Origin of the sequence: Pseudomonas sp. (assembly GCF_035277045.1) — a bacterium.
GTDB lineage: Bacteria > Pseudomonadota > Gammaproteobacteria > Pseudomonadales > Pseudomonadaceae > Aquipseudomonas.
In genome coordinates this window covers 13,367-31,687 of sequence record NZ_DATELE010000123.1, presented here as the reverse complement: position 1 = coordinate 31,687, position 18,321 = coordinate 13,367, and the positions used below count along the sequence as shown (strand labels likewise).

Below are 18,321 nucleotides of genomic sequence, written 5' to 3'. Positions count from 1 at the left end.
GAGGACCTGCGACAGCCCAAACGAAAAAGCCCACCGAGACCGGTGGGCTTTTTGTGTACTTTCGTACATCCCTTGGCGAAATCAACCCTCTAGAAGCTTGACTCCTAACCAAGTGGTTAGTGAGCGAATTCTATGGCTAACTGGCGGGGTCGTCAACTCTCGATCAGAGCCATAGCCGCTTATGTCACCAGATCTTGCCATACAGGCTGCACTCTCCATACCCAGGATGGGTACCTATCTGGCCGCTAACGCAGGCCAACCCTCGCCGTTAGCTAATGCTATTTCTCTGTATGCCTGGAATGCGGCTATTTCAGCGGCTTTTATGCACCCTTTGCATTTTTGTGAGGTGGCGATCCGGAATGCTGTGTCAGAAGCGCTGACCTTGACATATGGGCCGCAATGGCCGTGGAGCCAAGGTTTTTACTATAGCCTTCCTGATCCTTCTGGATCCCAGCCATTCAAACCCCGGCAGGCCCTCATGGCTGCTCGTCAAAAGGCTGAGAATAGCGCTGGAGGGGGGCAGCCCTCGACCGACAAGGCCATTGCTGAAATGAGCTTCGCATTCTGGGAATCAATGTTCACGGCCAGGTACGATCACGGGCTTTGGACGAACCACATCAAGAATCTTTTTCCCAATGCACCTGCGACGATTGCTCCTCACGCACTTCGATCAGATATCAAAAAGGCACTCGAAGCAATTCGCAAGCTCAGGAACCGGATTGCCCACCATGAGCCTATTTTTTCAAGGGAGCTTGCGGCGGATTACGCAAGAATCGCCAGGTTGGTCAGATACCGTTGCCATCACACGGCTGAGTGGATGAAACAGTCGCAAACGGTGAAAAGCCTCCTGCTTACAAAGCCATGAGGCAAAGCCCCACGTTGGTCTCGGGTCTCGTACCTGCTGCGCAAGTGGCCAGGGTTGGCGCTGTCGGTTGTGTTGCGGCGAGTCAGGTCCGGTTGCTGGGCTTTGACATGGGGCTGACGGCAGTCTTTGCCGTGGGGGTGGGCGTGGGGTTGTTCATGAAGCGGCGGCGGTTCGAGCAGGTTGGTTGAAGCGGTTTCAGTCTCAGAGCGCGAGACCCAATACCCCTCCAACGACACCACACCCCAGCACCACCAACCACGGCGCAAGCTTCCAGAACATCAACCCCATCAGCGCCATCAAGGCCAGGCCAAAGTCGCCCGGCCCTTGGATAGCGCCGGTCCACACCGGTTGATAAAGCGCGGCAAGCAGCAGCCCCACCACGGACGCATTCACGCCCATCAGCGCCGCCTGCGTGCGGGCGTTGTGCCGCAAGCGCTCCCAGAACGGCAGAGAGCCTATGACCAACAGGAAAGAAGGCAGGTAGATCGCCGTCAGGCAAATCAGCCCGCCAAGCCAGCCAGAGGGCGCCTGGTTCATCGATGCGCCGAGAAACGCTGCAAATGAGAACAACGGTCCAGGGACGGCTTGTGCTGCGCCGTAGCCCGCCAGAAATGTTTCATTGGACACCCAGCCAGCAGGCAGGATTTCTGCCTGCAACAACGGCAGCACGACATGCCCGCCACCAAACACCAGTGAGCCGACGCGGTAGAAAACATCCATCAATGCCAGCCCCTGAGATGGAAAAGCAGCGCTCAGGGCGGGCAGTGCTACCAGCAAGGTGAAGAACAGCGTAAGCCAGAGGAGGCCCGTACGGCGTCGTAGTGGAAACGGCAATAACTCACGCGCCTCGCACTGGTCGGGCTTGAACACAAACAGGCCAATAGTTGCTGCCAGAGTAATACTGCCCACTTGCGCAAAAGGGGAGGGCACCAGAAGCACAAAGCACGTTGTCGCCACCATGAGAGTGACGCGCGCCACATCCGGGCAAAGTGTGCGAGCCATCCCCCAGACTGCTTGCGCGACCACCGCCACGGCTGCCACTTTCAAACCCTGCAGCGCACCGGCAGGAACCAGATGGCCGAAATGGGAAAGACCCGTTGCAAACAGCATCAACGCTATCGCCGAGGGCAGTGTGAATCCTATCCAGGCAGCGAGCGCTCCAGCATAGCCGCAGCGTGACAAACCAATCGCGATCCCTACCTGACTGCTGGCAGGGCCAGGCAAAAACTGGCACAGGGCAACCAGGTCCGCATAACTGCGCTCACTCAACCACCGGCGTCGAGCTACAAACTCATCCCGGAAATAGCCGAGGTGCGCGATGGGGCCGCCAAAACATGTCAGGCCCAGCCGGAGGAAAATCAGCAGAACAGCCCAAGGGGTTTGGTCGGCTTTGATGTTGTCGGACACGGTGGTTATTTCGGTATGGGTAGTGCTTGCCAGCATAGTGAACAGGACGGGGGCGAGCGCCTGAACCGCTGTAAAACCTGCTTGTGCGGTGAGTCAGGCATTGTCAGGTCACAGCTTACGACCGCTTCGCGGCCGATCGCGGGACAAGCCCCACAAGGGCCGGGGAAACCGGGCCGGGGGCGGGAGCGCCTTGGTAGAAGACAGTTGCCACAGGTTTTGAGCTGCGCCGAACGGTCTCGCATAACCTCTGCCACTCGCGGTGCAAACCTGCGGCGTCGCGTCAAACAGCCACCTGCAAATCCTCCTCAACCGCCTTGAAACTGCCTGAACACCGCAGCCGCCAATACCCCCGCCGCGATGGCTGGCAGCGGCTTCTTCAGCAACAACATAGTCCCAGCCGTGGTCAGCAGTGCCACCCGCGCCGCGGTGTCGCCTTCAAGCGCCATGGGCGCCAGAAGCGCTACCAGCACCGAGCCCGACATCGCGCCAATGAACTGCTTCACCCGCTGACCAATCGGCACGAAGGACATCACGTACACGCCGCCCCAACGCGTCGCCAATGTCACCAGCGCCATGATCAGGACCAGGATGAGGGCGCCTGCCCCTTGGGTTTCGATGCTCATGCCTGCTTCTCCATCCACACGACCCCGGCAAGTCCCCCAGCCACCGCACCGACGACCACATGGCTGTTCTCGGGCAGGTAGCGGTAGGCCAGCAGCGATGCGCAGGCAGCAACCAGCCAGATCAGCAGCAGGCGCAGGTTCTTCTCGCCGCCGACCACCATGGCCAGCAGAAAACACCCCATCACCGTGTCCAGGCCCACGGCCTTGGGGTCATGAATGGCGCCGCCGAACAGCACGCCAAGCCAGGTGCCGATTATCCAGAATACCCAGATCGCCAGGCCGCCCCCGAGCAGGAGCCCGATCCCGGGTTGGCGGTTGCCGAAGGCCTGCATCGACAGCGCCCAGTTGGCATCGGATGCCACCAGCATCACGCCGTAGCGTTTCTTCGGCGGGAGATGTTGCAGCCATGGATAGAGCGTGGCGCCCATGAGCAAGTGCCGAGCGTTGATCGCAAACACGGTGAGGCACAGGGTTATCAATGAAACGTCCGCGCCCCAGAGTTCCAGCGCGGCGAACTGTGACGCGCCAGCAAACACCAGGGCACTCATCGCCACGATGACTGACTCGCTCAGGCCGGCCTGGGTGGCCGCCAGGCCGAATGCGGCGCCGAACACGGAGACAAACAGGGAAATGGGCGCGAGTTTCATGAAGCCTGCCCACACGCTTCGGCGGTCGAAAGCATGCAGGTAATGGTCGGCGTCTGTCATGTCGAGGATTCTTCTTGTCGATTGCCGTTGATCACACCACTATGCGCGCAGCCCATGCCTAAAGAAAAACGTATAAATCAGCGGTAAGCTATCCGTTAATCGAATGGCGTTGGAATGAGCATGACCTTTCAGGACCTGCAACTGGATTGGCTTAAATGTTTCGTGGCCGTGGTGGATGCAGGCTCGTTGTCTGGCGCTGTGACACAGGTGCATCGCTCCCAGTCGGCCGTCAGCATGCAGATCAAGAAGCTGGAGACGGCCCTGGACTGCCAGCTTCTGATACGTGGGCCGCGGCATCATCAGCTTACTTCGGAAGGGCAGTTGCTGCTGGGCTATGCGCGGCGAATGCTCGATCTGCACGCCGAGACCCAGGCGGCTTTTCATCGGGAGGAGCTGACGGGCCGGATTCGCCTGGGCGTGCCCGATGACTATGCCGCGCGCTACCTGACACCGGTGCTCAAACAGTTCGCGCCGAACTTTGGCGCGGTCGAGATCGAACTGTACTGCGAGCAGTCGACTTCCCTTATTCCGCGGGTGGCAAGTGGCGATCTCGATCTGGCGCTGGTATCGCGCGACAGCCCGCGCCATGGCACGTTGCTGTTCCATGAACCCATGGTGTGGGTGGGGGATGCGCAGTTCCAGGTCTGGCGGCGCGATCCGCTGCCCATCGCCGTCTATGAAGACGCCAGCCTCGCCAAACGCTGCGCCTTGCGCTCGCTGGCGCTCCAGGGGCGCCGGTTCAAGGTGGTGTACAACAGCTCCAGCCTGGCTGGCCAGATCGCCGCCGTCGAAAGCGGCCTGGCGGTGGCCGTGCTTACCCAGTGCAGCGCACCCTCGCAGTTGAAGATTCTGGGCAGCGCGCAAGGCCTCGGGCCGTTGGAGCCAATGGAAGTTGCCGTGTTTCGAAGCCGGGGCTCAAGGGGGTCGAGAGCCGTGGACAGTCTTCATGAGTTGCTGATCAGGACGCTGCGGCTGTCCGCTCCTTACTGAGGGAGCGGTACAGTCGCTGGCGGTTCCTGCCGCCTGTCAGAACACGGCCCGCAGTGTCAGCATGTAGTTGCGCGGCTCTCCGTACCAGTTGCCACGCACGCTGCTGCCGATGGTCTGGTAGTACTTCTTGTCGAACAGGTTGTTGCCATTGAGCGCGGCGGTCCAGTTGTCGTTGATGCGGTATTCCACCAGGCCGTTCCACACCGCGTAGCCGGACTGCTCGTAGGCGTAGCGCGAGGTGCCAGGGCTCAGGCTGCCGTCCGACAGGCGTGTGCGGACGGTCCCGTTGACTGCGTTGCGGCTCTGGATGTTGGCGCCCAGGCCGACCTTCCAGCGATCCAGGTCGCCCTGCAGCTGGTAGGTGGTGAAGAACTTGAACAGGTGCTTGGGCGTCTGGCTGCTCAGGGGCAGGCCGTTGTTACTCGAATCGCCCGCCTGGCGCTGTTCGTTGATGTTGAAGGTGTAGCCCGCCGACATCTGCCAGCCTTCGGCCAGTTCGCCACTGATCTCGGTATCCCAGCCGCGGCTGACGACCTCGCCGCCTGGCTCGTAGCAGCAGTTGTTGGTCGGGGTGTTGACCGTCTGGACAAGCACCGCCTCGTTCTCGCGCTTGGTGTAATAGACCGCGCTGGAAACGTTCAGGCGGCCGTCGTAGAACGCGCTCTTGACGCCGAACTCGTAGGTCTTGCCTTCGATGGGTTTGAGCTGGGTCTCGCCAAAGCTCAGGTAGTTGGTCTGCGGTTTGTAGATTTCGGCATAGCTGGTATACACCGACCAGTTGTCGTTCACATCGTAGATCAGGCCGCCGTAGGGCGTGACCACGCCACTGTTCTTGCCGCCCAGGCCAAAGGTCGAGCCGAAGTCGGGGACGATGCTCACCTGGGTGTCTTCGTAGTCATTGTAACGGGCACCCACGATCATCTTCAGCGGGTCGGCCAGGCGTGCCTTGAGGGTCACGAAACCACCGGTCTTCTTGGTATCCCATTGCGGATACTCGTAATAAAGCGTGGGCTTGACCGGCTTGGGCAGCGCATTCACATCGGTGCTGAACACGTCGACCGGCACGGCCGGCGAGTTGCGGCTGTAGTCCGCGTAGTACTTGTGGATGTTTTCATGATCGGCGCCGATCAGCAGTTCGTGCTCGCGGCCAAATGCCTCGAAGGTGCCATGCAGGTTGGCGGCGATCAGGTTCTGCTCAATCTGGAACTCGCGCAGGGTGCGGGAAAAGGTGGTGCCGGTGCCGGTGACAGGATTGAGCGCCGTGGTGACCTGACCAAGATCATGGTGGGCGTCGTATTTGCTGTAGGTGTAGCTGGCGTCGGCCTTCCAGTGGTCGTTGAGGGTGTGCTCGACCTTGATGAAGCCTTCCATGGTCTCGGCGTTGGCTGATGACCAGTCGGCGGCCAGCGAGGTGTGACGCGAAAGACCGAGGTCTTCACCGGTGCTGTAGCGCACCAGGCCGTTGTCCCAGTAGCCGTCCATGTCGCGCTTTTCATAGCTGCCGCCTACCGTTACCAGGGTGTCGGGCGTCACGTCCGCTTCCAGCACGCCGAAAAAGGCCTGTTTCTGGCTGTCGGCGCCGTCGTAGAAATAGCCCCGGTCTTCATAGGCCGCGGCGAAGCGACCCCGCAAGCGCCCGTCGAAGCCCATGGGGCCGGTCACATCGACGTCCTGGCGGTAGTTGTCCCAGCTGCCGGCGGACGTTGCCAGCTTGACCTGGGCGTGGTCCAGGGCGCGCTTGCGCACCAGGTTGATGGTGCCGCCCGGTTCCCCGGTCCCGGAGTTGAGGCCATCGGCGCCACGGAGGATCTCGACATGGTCGTACTGGATCATGTCGGGCAGCGCCTGGTACGACTCTTCGCGCATGTTGGGCGGACCCCCGTCGGTGGTCACGTTGGTGATCTTGAAGCCGCGGGAGTAGATGGAAACGTCGTTGTCGTTTCCGCCGACCAAGGTGATACCGGTGGCCTGGTTGAGTACCTGCGAGACATTGTGCAGGCCCTGGTCCTGAATGCGCTGGCTGCTCACCACCGATACCGACTGGGCGACATCGCGCAGCGCCTGGGGGGTCTTGCCGCCCACGGTCACCGCACCCGTGGTATAGGAGCCGGTATTTTCAGTCATCGCGCCCAGTTCCGCCGCGCTGACGTTGGTGATGCCAAGTTCCAGGGCACTGCCGCTCTCGGCCTTGGCCAGCACGTAGCGTCTCTCCCCGGCCTGCACCACGCGCAGGCCACTGCCTTGCAGGAGTTGCGCGAAGCCCTGGTCCAGTTCGAAGTCACCGTGCAGTCCCGCGGAACGCAAGCCAGCGGTGTCATCGGAACTGAAGGTGATCATCACGTCGCTGGCCGCGGCGAACTGGCTGAGCGCGGCGGCCAAGGTGCCGCTCGGAATGTCGTAGGCGAGCGGTTTGGCCAAGAGGGGTGTTGCCGTGAGCATCGAGCACGTCAGGGCCAGGGCCAGGGCCATATTGAAAGAAGGACGGGAGGACATGAAGGGTTCCTGTGGGTTGGCAGAAGCTGCGTCTGTCGCGCATGTGCAGGTAGAGCCGAAACAGGAATGAAAATCTGTTACCCCTGATGAAAAAAGTTTCTCAGGCGCTTCTGCTTTCGACCCGGACCCAGTAACGCGTCATGCGGCGAACCCGCACAGGGAGGGCGTCTTCCAGGTTGGCCAGCACGGCCTCGCTGTCATCCAGCAGGAAGGTGCCGGACAGACGCATCCCGGCGACTTCCGGGGCGCATCCCAGATAGCCTTGGCGATACCGCGACACTTCGGCCAGCACGTCCTCCAGCCTCCAGTCGATTGCCACGAGCAAGCCGCGAGTCCAGGCCGATACCTGTGCTGAGGCAGGCAACAGAGGGCCGATCTCGGCGGCGGTGAAGCTTGTCATCTGCCCTTCGTCTACGCGCATCCCCGCGGCCGATGCCAGGCGCGGATGCACCTGCACGGCATGGGCCTCGACGCTCACCCGGGTGACGCCTTCGTTCTGGCGCACCGTGAAGCGTGTACCCAAGGCACGGATACGGCCTTCCGCGCTTTGCACGCTCAATGGGCGCGCATCCTTGGCCGTCTCGACCAGGACTTCACCCTGGCGCAGCACGATCAGCCGCTGCCGGTCATCGAACCGCACGTCGATCCGGGTATCCGTGTCGAGCATCACCCGGCTGCCGTCCGCCAGGGTGAACTGACGGCGTTGCCCCACGCGGGTCGCGTAGTCCGCGCTCAATGGCGAAGCCTGGTAGCCCTGCCAGCCGATCACGCCTGCACCCAGCAACAGCGCAAGCATCTTCACCGCGGCACGGCGTTGTTGCCTGGCCTGCTCGAGGGTGGCGGCAGCGAAGCTCGAGGGCGCCTGGCCCAGGCGTTGCTGCAGCTGTTCGATCCGTTGCCACGCCTGCGCATGCAGAGGGTCGGCCGCCAGCCAGGCCCGCCACTCGGCCTGGGTGGCATCCGTGGCACCACTGTCATGCAGGCGTATGTACCAGTCCACCGCCTGGGCGAGAATGCGCTTCATTGCTCCTCCAGCAGCAGGCAATGCATCAGGCCTTTGGCAAGGTGCTTGCGCACCGTGCTCACCGAAACGCCAAAGCGCTGGGCGGCTTTTTCGTAGGTAAGGCCGTCCAGTTGCACCGCGAGAAAGATCTGCCGGGTGCGCGCGCCGAGACCATCGAGCATGCGGTCGATCGCCAGCAGGCTTTCGAGGATCAAGGCTCGCGTTTCCGCGGAGGGGGCGTGCACCTCAGGGCGCAGTGCGAGCGCTTCGAGGTACGCCTGCTCCAGACTGCCTCGGCGATAGAGGTCGATGACCAGGCCACGGGCGATGGTCGCCAGGTAACGACGGGGCTCGTGCAGGGTTCCCGCGGTCCGCGCAAGCAGAACGCGGACGAACGTGTCTTGCGCCAGATCAGCCGCATCGGCGGCGTTGTTCAGCCGCTGGCGCAACCAGCCACGCAGCCAGCCGTTGTGGTCACGATAAAGGTCATTCAAGTGCTGGTTGCTGTCTGCATCGCAGCTCGCTGTGGACATTCCCTCTCCCCGACGAAAATGATGCGAATAGGAATTTGTTGCGATTGTAGGGTGGCAGAGGTCGGGTGGGAAGCGGGGAGGGGGTGGGCCTCGCTCGCGGACGCGGGCGAGGCCGGTGTCAGAGGCACGTCATGCGAGGTTCAGGTGACCAGCTGGCTTTCCCTTGCTGCAGCAGCGTCCAGGCGGGTCGACCGGTTTTCTACCAGAAACGGAGTTGTCCCGTCGCCCGAATCCGGCTGCTGCAACCGCCGGAAATGATCTGAAACAGCGTCGATCAGATCCGCGTCATCGCGAGGGTCCATTCCGGGGTAGGGCTTGCCGTTGTAGTCGCCGTTGTACGTCAGCACCGCCTCGACATTCTCGTCGCTGTCCTTGTAGAGCTGTCTCATCAGCTGGGCTTCCCGATCCTTGCTGTCGTTGCACCGCAGCGCGTAATGAACGGCAAGGGCTGCACCGAAGGTCAGGGCAGGTGCCTGAATGCCATGCTTGCGGGCAAGGTCGATGCTGCTCAGGATGCGCTCGTTGCGTTGAAGCTTGCGCAACGGATCGCGACCGACGCGGGCGCAAGGGTCCTTGAACGACGTCTTGCAGCGTTCCAGAAAGGTTTTTGCAAAGCCGCTGACGACCTCCGACATCTGTGGATTTTCAGCCATCAGCGCCGGCGCCACTTCCTGGTGAATCAAGCGCTCGGCCAGCGCGCTCACGCGCGCATCCCCCATGCCCTGGCCGACCCACGCATGGCCCAGCAGGCTTGCATACCAGGCAATGATGGCGTGAGGGCCGTTCCACAAGCGGTTCTTGATGAGTTGTATCTGGGCGATGTCCGCGACCGTTTTCACCTGGCGCAGGCGTTCGAGCAAGTCGCTGCCGCCCTCCACATAGAGAGGCATGTCGGGTTCGCTGTTGAACAGGATCAGATGCAGCTGGCTCATGGCGCTACTGGACTGCGCGAAGGGCCTGAATCGTCCGATCAGCCGTTCGTATTCAGGTACCGGCGTCGATGGCTTGCTGGCTACCGCAGGCTCGCCTTCAAGGCTGTTCTGGAACATCTGCGACTTGATGCGCAGTTGTCGAACCAGCGCGTCATTGCTGATCTTGGAGACGATGCGGCTGACGACCGTTTCGGCGAAATGGGTCTTTTGCAGTACCTGCTTGCTGATCGCTGGCGGACACAGCAACTCCAGCTCCGCTTGCACATGCCGGCGCACGAACGCCGCACCGCCAATCTTGTTCAGCACGATCAGCAGCGTCAGCTCGCGGCCACGGCGCTCGAAGCGTTGCAGCAAGCCCCTGGCGATGACGCTGGCCTGGTTGCGGATGGCCTGCTCGGGCAGGCTCAGCCCGATGATTTCAGCACAGGTGTACATCTCGATCACCGCATCGTCATCGTCCATGTCGATCATGCGGACGTTGTCGATGGTCTGGTCGAACGAGGTGGCCCCGTAGCGCACGCTGTAGCTGCCAAATGCAGACACCGTTTCCCTGAGCATGCGAGAACGTGTCGCGGCGATGATTTCGCAGGGGCGTGTGTAGCCGTCCCAATGGGAAAACACCTGCGTCAGGTAGCCGCCCCCAATGGCCCCGAAGCCATGGATTCCGGCACGGAACTGATTGAGCGAGGAGGGGAAGGGCTCGCTCAGGTCCGGCATCCCCACATCGGGAACGCACTCGCTCAACTCGGCCAGGAATTCGTTCATGCTGCGATAGGCCTTGAGCGCGCCCGCCCTGATTTCAGGCGCAGGCGGCTTGATGTCTTCGATCAGGATCGCTTGCCCTTCGGCGCGTATTGCCGACAGCATGCCGTTTTCCGAATCTTCGACCATGAAACATTGGCCGGGCTCGCAGTTGAGCGCGCGGGCTGCCCGCAGGAAGATTTCCGGATGGGGCTTGCCTTGGCCGACTTCGTCGCCACAGACGGTGATGTCGAAATACTTGAGTACATTGGCATTGATCAGGTACTCCTCGGCAATGGCGCGTCGGCTGGACGTGGCGACCGCCATGGTCAAGCCTGACTTGCGCAGCCGCTCCAGTACTTCCAGCAAGCCGGCCTTGATCGGCACACCGTGGTTACGCACGTGTTCCAGTTCAAGCTCATCGGCTCGCTTGCGGATCTGGGCGTATGGAAAATCTTCACCGTTGTGAGCCTTGGCGAGGGCTTCGGCCTTCTTCGCGCTCAGGCCCAGCGAGCCAATCAAGGTGTGCTCGCTCAACGCCTTGCCGAAGATTTCCAGCGAGGCTTGTTTCAAGGTCTTGAAACGCAAGCGCTCGGTGTCGAACATGGTGCCATCCATATCGAAGATGGCGCTGAAAATTCTTTTGCCCTGAAAAAAGATCATGTGTGAGTCCCCTTTTTTTTGCGTGAAAACAACGCGCGTTCAGAAGCTGAACAGGCGATTACCGCGAAAGCGCTGCAGTGTCTATTTTCAAGTCGGGGGCACGCGGTCTTCAGGCTCACGCGCAGGCGTGACACAGAGGTAGGGCGGGACGGAGCGGGGAGTGCAGAGGAGAGTTGCGAACTTCAAGGCACTGCGAGTGCCCTTTGCGAGTTTGGTTTCACGCCCACTGGCTGCTTGACTTGCAGACGGTGAGCGAAGATAGCGATGGATACGTGTGATTCCGAGCATAAGGTGGTTTGCTTCCTGTCTGGTGACGGGTAATCCTTTTTCAGCCTTGCACGTATGTGCGATGGCATGCAAGGCGTAAGGGCATTTCAGCGAAGTGCTCACAGCCACCCTGTGGGAGCGGGCTGGTCCCGCGATGGGCCGCGTGGCGGCCCCAAAACCGCATAGGCGCTGCAAGAGGCAACTGAATACATTCGGTGTCCCGACCACCGCCGCTCAATCCGGTAATCCTGTGCTCCGGCCAGGGCTTGGTCCTCGTTTTGCACGGTCCGCAATCCAGATGCAAGGCCGGCTCACTACAGCTACACCGCAGCCGTGTTTGCTAACGGCGAAAGCAGGTCTTACGGTCCCTGTGCTGGAAGCCCAGCAGGACGGTTGATGTACCGTCCGCTCAGGCGTAGACGATTGATCCGTGCTCCAGCTCACTCATTTCGCTATCCTTGCCAACCAGCTAGTGCACGCAGACCGTCGAGGAGCAATGATCGTGGATGAAGTCGACCCTCTGACCAAAGAGCGGCTGCGGGAATGGCAGGTGCGGCGCCTGGCCATCAAGGATCAGATGCAGGACCATCCCGAGAAGACGCTTGAGCTGTCCAGGGTGCTGGACCTGATGGACGACGAGCACGAGCAGATCCTTCACGAGGCAAAACGGCAGAGCCTCGATACGGGCAATGGCCCCCCCGCCAAGGGCGCGGTGAATCTGCAACTGAGCGCCGTAGCTGAAAACGTTCAGGACCTGCGCAAACTCCTGGAACTCGCCCTCTATGAACTCGACGGGATGCTGGAGCAGCAGGGCAGCCCGCCCGGTACCCACCCACGAAGCATGTCGGGAACCCTCGGCGAATACCGATTCGAACTGGGGCTCGATGCCGAGCCCGTCTTGCCTGTGAGGTTGCATGCACCCGGAACACCATGACTTTTCCAATCCCGTGTTCCTGCCGGTCACGGAGCAAACCTGCCAGGCGCTACTGGGCGCCGACGGCGCGGGTGGGCTCGGCGCGCTGAGCGAGCCGGAGCTGGCGTCGGTGATGGTGATCCAGCACCTGGCCCGGGGAGGGGAGAAAAGCATCACCGCGGGTGGCGCCGAGAAGATCCTGGCCAGGCTGCTGGCCTGGGCCATCGACACGCCGCAGCCGGGCTTGCTGTCCGAGGCCCGGCGGTTGTTCGACCAGCGCAAGCTGTACTTCGGCCTGGATATTCTCAGAACCCTGAACCTGCGGCTGCTCGAGGCCGAGGAGGTGACGGCGCGCGAGTACCTGCTGCCGGATGGCACATGGGACCTGGGTTACAAGGTCCGTCATCACGCGCGCCATGACCCGTTCACCCAGCAGGTGGAAACGCCTGCGCGCAAGGAGCGGTGGCTGAGTTCGGCCCAGGACAAACTGCTGAGGACGGTGCGCGCCAACCTCGACGAGGACCTGCACGTGCAGGGCTATGCCGGCGTGGGCAAAAGCCACCTGCTCGGGGCGCTGATGGAATGCCTGCAGCCGGGGCGCACGCTTGTCCTGGCGCGCACGGCCGGCAAGCTGGAAGCGCTGCGCCTGCGTCTGGGTGGAACCACCGAGAAACCGCCGGGGATGACCTTCCAGGCATTTGCCCAGGCGCTGCTGAAGGGGCCGGGCAGGGCGCCGATCCTGCGGCCCGATCGCAATGCGGCCAAGTTGCCTGGCAAGCACGCGGTGTCCGAGGAGCTGGGGATTTATGGCTTCCGTGGCTACAGCGCCGAGCAGACCCTGGAGATCTGCCTGACCGCGGTCATGCATTTCTGCGAGTCATGGGACTACAGCCTGTCGGTCCATCACCTGCCGTTTTTCCAGCAGCCCCTGTCGAGCACCGAGAATCGTGTGCTGCTCGAATACGCGAGCCGTGTCTGGACCTGGCTGGATGCCCATCCACAATGGGCCAGCCGCACCCCGTTCGAGGCGTTGCTGATGATCAAGCGCGCGAGCCTCGCCGGCTGCGTGGTGCCTACGCGTTTCAGCCATGTCATCGTCGACGAGAGCCAGGACATTCCCGCCTCCCTGCTGCAGATCATCGAGCGCGGGCGCCAGGTGCTGATCACCCTGGGCGACGAATACCAGAAAGCCAGCGGGCCCGTGGTGCGGCGCAAGCGCCAGGTGCGGCAAAGCGATATCAGCTATTCGGTCCGCTCGGGCCGCAAGGTCGAGGCGCTGGTCAATCCGCTGATCAGCCTGCACACGGAAAAGTCCAAGGTGCCCTTCGAAGGCGCGCGCGACGCCGATGTCAGTATCGAGACCTACCCGGAGCGCTTCACGCCGCCAGAGGGCTGCGTGGTGTTGACGGCTTCGCGCTGGGACACCATGAAGTGGGTCCTGGAACTGTCGCGTGACCACTGCGGTTTCAGCTTTCTGGACAAGGCAGCCGAGCAAGACATCAAGCGCTTCATGACCAGCGCCATCAAGCTGTTCAGGCCGGAGTTCTACGGCGTGGAAGGACAGGAGGCGCTGCACCCAGCCTTCGCCGAGATGCTGGACTGGCGGCAGGTGGCCGCCGCCAACCCGTTCGATCAGTCATTCCAGTGGGTGCAGGCAGAACTCGGCAAGGGCTTCAACATGGCCGACATCACCGCCCTGGACCGCATGATCGGCAGCCATGGCAACAGTTGCATGCTGATGGTGGCGCAAGAGGCGGGTGGCTGGGAGTTCGACCAGGTGCTGCTGACGCCTGAACTGCTGAGCACGGTGCGGTTCAAGGACGCCTATGAGTTTGACCAGCGGATCTGCGCCGTCTACATCGCCATTTCCCGTGCCCGGCAGAGGCTTTTCCTGCCTTACGACCTTGACGAATGGATCGACTACCACAAAGGCGAATTCCGCGAATCGCATGGCTACTGAAATTCGGGAATATTCCTGCTACATCATGCGATTTTTCTGATAGGTATTTCCTGCGTCCGGGCCTATGTTGCATCCGCTATTCCCTACACTGCACCGCTCGCACGCCCCCTGTCAGGAGACACCATGAGAACAACAATCGCCACCCTGCTGGCCCTCGTCCTGCCCCAGATCGCCCACGCAGCCACTGCCCCGGAACCCCAACCCTCGCGCCTCGACCACGTGCTCGAGGCGGGCACGCTGCGGGTGTGCATGACCGGCGACTACAAGCCGTTCACCTATTACCGTGACGACCAGTCGTTCGAGGGCATCGACGTGGACCTGGCCCGCTCGCTGGCGACCTCGCTCGGTGTGCAGCCACAGTTCATCAAGACCACCTGGCCGACGTTGGTGAAGGACTTCGCCAGTCAGTGCGACATCGCCATGGGCGGCATCTCGATCACCACCGAGCGCCTGAAGAAGGTGGGCTTCGCCGAGTCTCACGTGGTCGATGGCAAGGCGCCCATCATCCGCTGCGCCGACAAGGCGAAGTTCCCCGACTTCGCCGCGATCGACCGGCCGGGCACCCGCGCCATCGTCAATCCCGGCGGCACCAATGAGCGCTTCGCGCGCAGCCGCTACCAGCACGCCACCTTGACGGTGCACCCCGACAACGTAAGCATCTTCCAGGAGATCGTCGATGGCCGCGCCGATGTGATGGTCACCGACGCCAGCGAAACCCGCTGGCAGGCCAGGCTGCATCCCGAGCTGTGCCCGGTCGACCCGGACAAGCCGCTGCAGTACGCGCAAAAGGCGATCATGCTGCCGCGCGCGGACGTGGCGTTCAAAGCCTACGTGGATGGGTGGATGCATCTGGCCAAGCAAAACGGCGAGTACCAGCGCATCGTGGATCACTGGCTCAAGCCTTGATACGGGCGTTCTCTCTCGAAGCCTACATCGAGGTGGGTGCTGTTGACTCAGTGGCAGCGAGGGGCTGTCAGAGGGTCCATTTCAGGCTGAACATCACGTTGCGCGGGTCGCCGTATACGCCCGTGCCGGTGCCGTTCGGGATGCCCTGCCAGTACTTCTCGTCGAAGACGTTGTTCAGGTTGACTCGACCATCCCAGTGCTCGTCGAAGCGGTAGCCGGCCATCAGGCCGACAACGGCGTAGCTATCCTGCTCGGCGTGGCCGGTGCCTACGCGGTTGTAGGTTTCGCTCTGGGCGAAGACGTCGGCGCCAACACGCCATTTGCTCAGGTTGCCGGTCAGGTTGTAGCTGGTGGCGGCCTTGAACAGGTGCTTGGGCTGGTCTGCGGCGAAGCGGCTGCCTTCGTAGGTGGCGTCTTTGACGAAGGTGCTCATGACGTAGGTATAGGACGCAGAGAACTGCCAGTTCGGAGTCAGGGCGCCACTCAGCTCCGTATCAATTCCTCGGCTGCGGACTTCGCCAGCAGTGTCGTAGCAAGTACGTCCTTCATCGGCGCAAATAGGCGGTTGGTTTGCGACCTTGTAGGCCCTGTTTTGCTGGGTTACCTCAAACAACGCTACGGAGCCATTCAAAGCACCGTCTAGGAACTCACCTTTTAGGCCGATTTCGTAGTTCTCACCGGTCATGGGCTCGACTACTGATCCATCGACCTTGGTTTCACTTTGCGGCTTGAAGATTTCGGTATAACTGGCATAAACCGAATAGGTATCGTTCAGGTCATAGATGATGCCTGCGTACGGCGTAAATTCGCGTGTGGCCTTGTAGTCGTCATCACCATGCAAATTGTCGTAGTCGTACCAGCTAACACGTCCGCCAACAATGATATGCAGTGGATCGACTGGATTGAAGCGCGCCACCGCGTAAGCAGCCTCTTCAGTGGTAACGGTATGCTTGGAATAGGCAGTGCGGTCGGTGATAGATGGTTTTACGACACTGCCCGGATTAAAGTTGTAGATATCAACCGGCGTGGCATTCCACCAACCACCACGTTGGTCATACTTTTCCTGACGACGGCTTATCCCTGCGTTGAATTCATGTTCACGTCCGAACAGCTGGAACGGGCCACCTAACGAGGCGTCGACGTTGAACATGTCATCGTCCGTGAAGTAATGCCCCGAAGCCGTACCGAGATCGAATACGGAGGCATAGGGATAATTCATCGCTGACAGATAGTTAGAAAACGTATCCGACTCACCCCAGATCTTCTGAGCGGCCACCTTGCCGGTCCAGCCGTTGTCGAACTTGTGAGTGATGTCGCCGAACAGGGTGTAGTTGTCCTGATCCCAGTACGCCCAGTCTCCACCGTAGAACGTCGAGCGGGAAAGATGAAGGTCCTCACCATTCGGTCCACTCGGCAGGCTGCCCCAGTCGGACTTCTTGTCTTCACGCTGCTTCGAGGCGCCAATTGTGAAGGTGGTCGAGTCGCTCAGGTCGGCTTCCAGGATGCCGTAGAAGGTTTGGCGCTTGGTTTCACGCACATCCACGAAGCTGTTGTTGTCTTCGTACGCGGCTACCACGCGCCCGCGCAGGGTGCCGGACTCGTTCAGCTTGTTTGAGGCATCGACCTCGGTACGATAACGGTCCCAGCTACCCGCGCTGGTGGTGATGCTGAGCTGAGGCGTGGCCGTCGGACGCTTGCGCACCAGGTTAAGGGTGGCCGAGGGGTCGCCCGCGCCGGTCATCAGACCTGTTGCGCCACGAACCACTTCAACCCGATCGTAGATCGCCAGGTCGGCGGACGCGAGGGTGTCGAGGGAGAACGTACCAGCAGTAGTGGACAGGCCGTCGTACATGATGTTGTCGATGCGAAAGCCCCGCGCCAGGAACTCGCGACGGTCCGAGCCGAACTTGCGCAGGGTGACACCGGGCGCGTACTTCACCACGTCGTCAAGGCTGTTCATGCCCTGATCTTCCATGCGCTGGCGGGTGATCACGCTGACCGACTGCGGGGTCTCGCGAATGGACAGAGGCAGGCCGGTCGAGGTGCTCATCGACTTGGTGGTGTAGGAATGAGTACCTTCGGTTGTGGCCTGGCTAGCTGCTGACTCCGCCGTCGCGGTGACCTCGCTGGCGCTGAGCTCGACCGGTTCGGCGGCATAGGCGTGGGAGCCTGCTGCGGCAAGGGAAATCATCAGCGCGAGCGGGCGCAGGGAATATGGATTCATTTTCGATTGACCTTCGGACACAACCCAGGGGACTCATGCCCTTGGGGCGGAGTCGAAGTGAATTTGAGAACGTCCGTGTAGGAAGAGTCGCAGCCAGCCGTGGGTGCCAGCAAAAGGCTATGTAATTGTGAAAAATATGTAAATAGAAATATTTAGCATTTGCAATCACATTTCTGGCTGAAGCGCATTTGCAAACGATTGTCGATGGTGTATGGGTTCAACCCGCGTGCGGCCGGTCGGCGGTGTAGCGCTGGATGATGCGGTCTACCTCGCCCGATTGCTTCATCCTCACCAGCGCACGCAACACCCCTTGGGCCGGCACGGAGGCATCGCTGCGCACCATGCAGCCAAGCTGCTGCTCTTCGAGCACGTGCACGGATTTCAAGCGCTCTGCGTCCGGCAACTGGCGGTTGAACCAGTCCAGCGACAGCTGGTTGCTGACGGCGTGCTGATAGCGCCCAGCATGCAGCTTGTGCAACACCAGCAGCTGGCTGCGGCTGTCCTCGCGCTCAAGGCGGCCGCTGGCGAAGAGGGCTTCCAGAGGGGGGTAGCTGAAGCCCAGCACGGTGCCGATGGCCTGGGGCGGCAGTTGTTCAGGCCGGGTGGGGCCGTCGGTGCCCGGCGCCGCGACCAGCAGGTCGCGCTGGGTGATCACCGGCACGCTCCACAGGTAGTTGCCGGGACGGTCGTTGATCCACTGGGTGGACACGTAGCAGCGCACGTCGATGTCGTCCTCTTCCAGCGCCTGCTGCAAGCGCAGGCGCGCCATGACGTGATACTCCGGGCGGGCCCCGGTGTGCCTGGCGATGGCCTGCATCAGGTCGAACAGAATGCCCTCCACCGGTTGCTCGTGCTCGATGCGGATCAAGGGCATGCTCCAGCTCTCGGCGACCGAGAAGCGCAGCACCGGTTCGCTCGCCAGGCCGTGGGCCGCCCAGAACAACAGAATGGCCAGACATCGCCGCACGCTGGATCCTCCTTGATATGCCGATTTAGCGGGGTCGCTGGTTAGCTTAGACGAGATCGGCAGGGTGCAATTTTGCCCCCGCTCCGCTAGCATTAGCGGTCTTCTGCTTATCGGCTGCGATGGTTTT

General features: G+C 61.5%; 14 protein-coding genes. 5 read left to right on the top strand and 9 right to left on the bottom strand.

Translation table 11 applies throughout. The features are described from left to right. Positions 1 to 226: 226 nt before the first annotated feature. Positions 227 to 865 carry an Abi family protein gene (locus VJS90_RS05500; RefSeq protein WP_324119822.1) on the top strand — a complete coding sequence of 213 codons (639 nt, stop codon included), beginning with the start codon at positions 227 to 229 and terminating at the stop codon, positions 863 to 865. Positions 866 to 1,066: 201 nt separating this feature from the next. Here VJS90_RS05500 and chrA read toward each other — a convergent pair whose 3' ends face one another. The 3 genes from chrA to VJS90_RS05485 all read right to left on the bottom strand — a co-directional run bounded on the left by chrA (position 1,067) and on the right by VJS90_RS05485 (position 3,602). After that, positions 1,067 to 2,272, bottom strand: coding sequence for a chromate efflux transporter (chrA, locus tag VJS90_RS05495; RefSeq protein ID WP_324119820.1), 1,206 nt, complete (start codon positions 2,270 to 2,272; stop codon positions 1,067 to 1,069). Between the two features lie 305 nt (positions 2,273 to 2,577). Next, a complete protein-coding gene (locus VJS90_RS05490) occupies positions 2,578 to 2,895 on the bottom strand; it encodes an AzlD family protein (RefSeq protein ID WP_324119818.1) in 318 nt (105 codons plus the stop codon). Further along, entirely contained in the window at positions 2,892 to 3,602 is a 711-nt protein-coding gene (locus VJS90_RS05485) for an AzlC family ABC transporter permease (protein WP_324119816.1), read from the bottom strand. Before VJS90_RS05485 ends, VJS90_RS05490 begins: the two co-directional genes overlap by 4 nt. Before the next feature lie 120 nt (positions 3,603 to 3,722). Between VJS90_RS05485 and VJS90_RS05480 the strand changes: the two genes are divergently transcribed. Then, complete coding sequence (locus VJS90_RS05480) at positions 3,723 to 4,592, top strand: LysR family transcriptional regulator (protein ID WP_324119826.1); 870 nt, start codon at positions 3,723 to 3,725, stop codon at positions 4,590 to 4,592. A gap of 36 nt (positions 4,593 to 4,628) precedes the next feature. Here the strand turns inward: VJS90_RS05480 and VJS90_RS05475 are convergent, their stop codons facing one another. From VJS90_RS05475 to mtlD, 4 genes are all read right to left on the bottom strand, one after another. Further along, a complete protein-coding gene (locus VJS90_RS05475) occupies positions 4,629 to 7,085 on the bottom strand; it encodes a TonB-dependent siderophore receptor (RefSeq protein ID WP_324119814.1) in 2,457 nt (818 codons plus the stop codon). A gap of 100 nt (positions 7,086 to 7,185) precedes the next feature. Continuing rightward, the gene (locus VJS90_RS05470; protein ID WP_324119811.1) at positions 7,186 to 8,109 is read right to left on the bottom strand and encodes a FecR domain-containing protein; all 924 of its coding nucleotides are present in this window, start codon (positions 8,107 to 8,109) and stop codon (positions 7,186 to 7,188) included. Continuing rightward, positions 8,106 to 8,621: a sigma-70 family RNA polymerase sigma factor gene (locus tag VJS90_RS05465; protein ID WP_324119809.1), complete on the bottom strand. Its 516-nt coding sequence runs from the start codon at positions 8,619 to 8,621 to the stop codon at positions 8,106 to 8,108. The genes VJS90_RS05470 and VJS90_RS05465 overlap by 4 nt, the downstream gene beginning before the upstream one ends. 140 nt (positions 8,622 to 8,761) lie before the next feature. Beyond that, entirely contained in the window at positions 8,762 to 10,957 is a 2,196-nt protein-coding gene (gene mtlD / locus VJS90_RS05460; protein WP_324119807.1) for a bifunctional mannitol-1-phosphate dehydrogenase/phosphatase, read from the bottom strand. 769 nt (positions 10,958 to 11,726) lie between these two features. Between mtlD and VJS90_RS05455 the strand changes: the two genes are divergently transcribed. The 3 genes from VJS90_RS05455 to VJS90_RS05445 all read left to right on the top strand — a co-directional run bounded on the left by VJS90_RS05455 (position 11,727) and on the right by VJS90_RS05445 (position 15,003). Continuing rightward, the gene (locus tag VJS90_RS05455; protein WP_324119805.1) at positions 11,727 to 12,158 is read left to right on the top strand and encodes a hypothetical protein; all 432 of its coding nucleotides are present in this window, start codon (positions 11,727 to 11,729) and stop codon (positions 12,156 to 12,158) included. Next, on the top strand, positions 12,139 to 14,097 hold the full coding sequence (locus VJS90_RS05450) for a hypothetical protein (RefSeq protein WP_324119803.1): 1,959 nt from the start codon (positions 12,139 to 12,141) through the stop codon (positions 14,095 to 14,097). Before VJS90_RS05455 ends, VJS90_RS05450 begins: the two co-directional genes overlap by 20 nt. A 123-nt stretch (positions 14,098 to 14,220) precedes the next feature. Further along, entirely contained in the window at positions 14,221 to 15,003 is a 783-nt protein-coding gene (locus VJS90_RS05445) for a transporter substrate-binding domain-containing protein (RefSeq protein WP_324119801.1), read from the top strand. 67 nt (positions 15,004 to 15,070) lie between these two features. On the opposite strand, the gene VJS90_RS05440 is transcribed toward VJS90_RS05445, so the two are convergent. Together VJS90_RS05440 and VJS90_RS05435 are read right to left on the bottom strand one after the other, a co-directional pair. Then, the gene (locus VJS90_RS05440) at positions 15,071 to 17,227 is read right to left on the bottom strand and encodes a TonB-dependent siderophore receptor (protein ID WP_324119799.1); all 2,157 of its coding nucleotides are present in this window, start codon (positions 17,225 to 17,227) and stop codon (positions 15,071 to 15,073) included. A 217-nt stretch (positions 17,228 to 17,444) separates the two neighbouring features. Beyond that, on the bottom strand, positions 17,445 to 18,194 hold the full coding sequence (locus VJS90_RS05435; RefSeq protein WP_324119797.1) for a substrate-binding periplasmic protein: 750 nt from the start codon (positions 18,192 to 18,194) through the stop codon (positions 17,445 to 17,447). Positions 18,195 to 18,321: the final 127 nt, after the last annotated feature.

Excerpts from the sequence above, each read along its gene's own strand:
- VJS90_RS05500 (WP_324119822.1), top strand. The coding sequence starts at position 227 with ATGGGTACCTATCTGGCCGCTAACGCAGGCCAACCCTCGCCGTTAGCT.
- VJS90_RS05490 (WP_324119818.1), bottom strand. The coding sequence starts at position 2,895 with ATGAGCATCGAAACCCAAGGGGCAGGCGCCCTCATCCTGGTCCTGATC.
- VJS90_RS05485 (WP_324119816.1), bottom strand. The coding sequence starts at position 3,602 with ATGACAGACGCCGACCATTACCTGCATGCTTTCGACCGCCGAAGCGTG.
- VJS90_RS05480 (WP_324119826.1), top strand. The coding sequence starts at position 3,723 with ATGACCTTTCAGGACCTGCAACTGGATTGGCTTAAATGTTTCGTGGCC.
- VJS90_RS05475 (WP_324119814.1), bottom strand. The coding sequence starts at position 7,085 with ATGTCCTCCCGTCCTTCTTTCAATATGGCCCTGGCCCTGGCCCTGACG.
- VJS90_RS05470 (WP_324119811.1), bottom strand. The coding sequence starts at position 8,109 with ATGAAGCGCATTCTCGCCCAGGCGGTGGACTGGTACATACGCCTGCAT.
- VJS90_RS05465 (WP_324119809.1), bottom strand. The coding sequence starts at position 8,621 with ATGTCCACAGCGAGCTGCGATGCAGACAGCAACCAGCACTTGAATGAC.
- mtlD (WP_324119807.1), bottom strand. The coding sequence starts at position 10,957 with ATGATCTTTTTTCAGGGCAAAAGAATTTTCAGCGCCATCTTCGATATG.
- VJS90_RS05450 (WP_324119803.1), top strand. The coding sequence starts at position 12,139 with ATGCACCCGGAACACCATGACTTTTCCAATCCCGTGTTCCTGCCGGTC.
- VJS90_RS05445 (WP_324119801.1), top strand. The coding sequence starts at position 14,221 with ATGAGAACAACAATCGCCACCCTGCTGGCCCTCGTCCTGCCCCAGATC.
- VJS90_RS05440 (WP_324119799.1), bottom strand. The coding sequence starts at position 17,227 with ATGAATCCATATTCCCTGCGCCCGCTCGCGCTGATGATTTCCCTTGCC.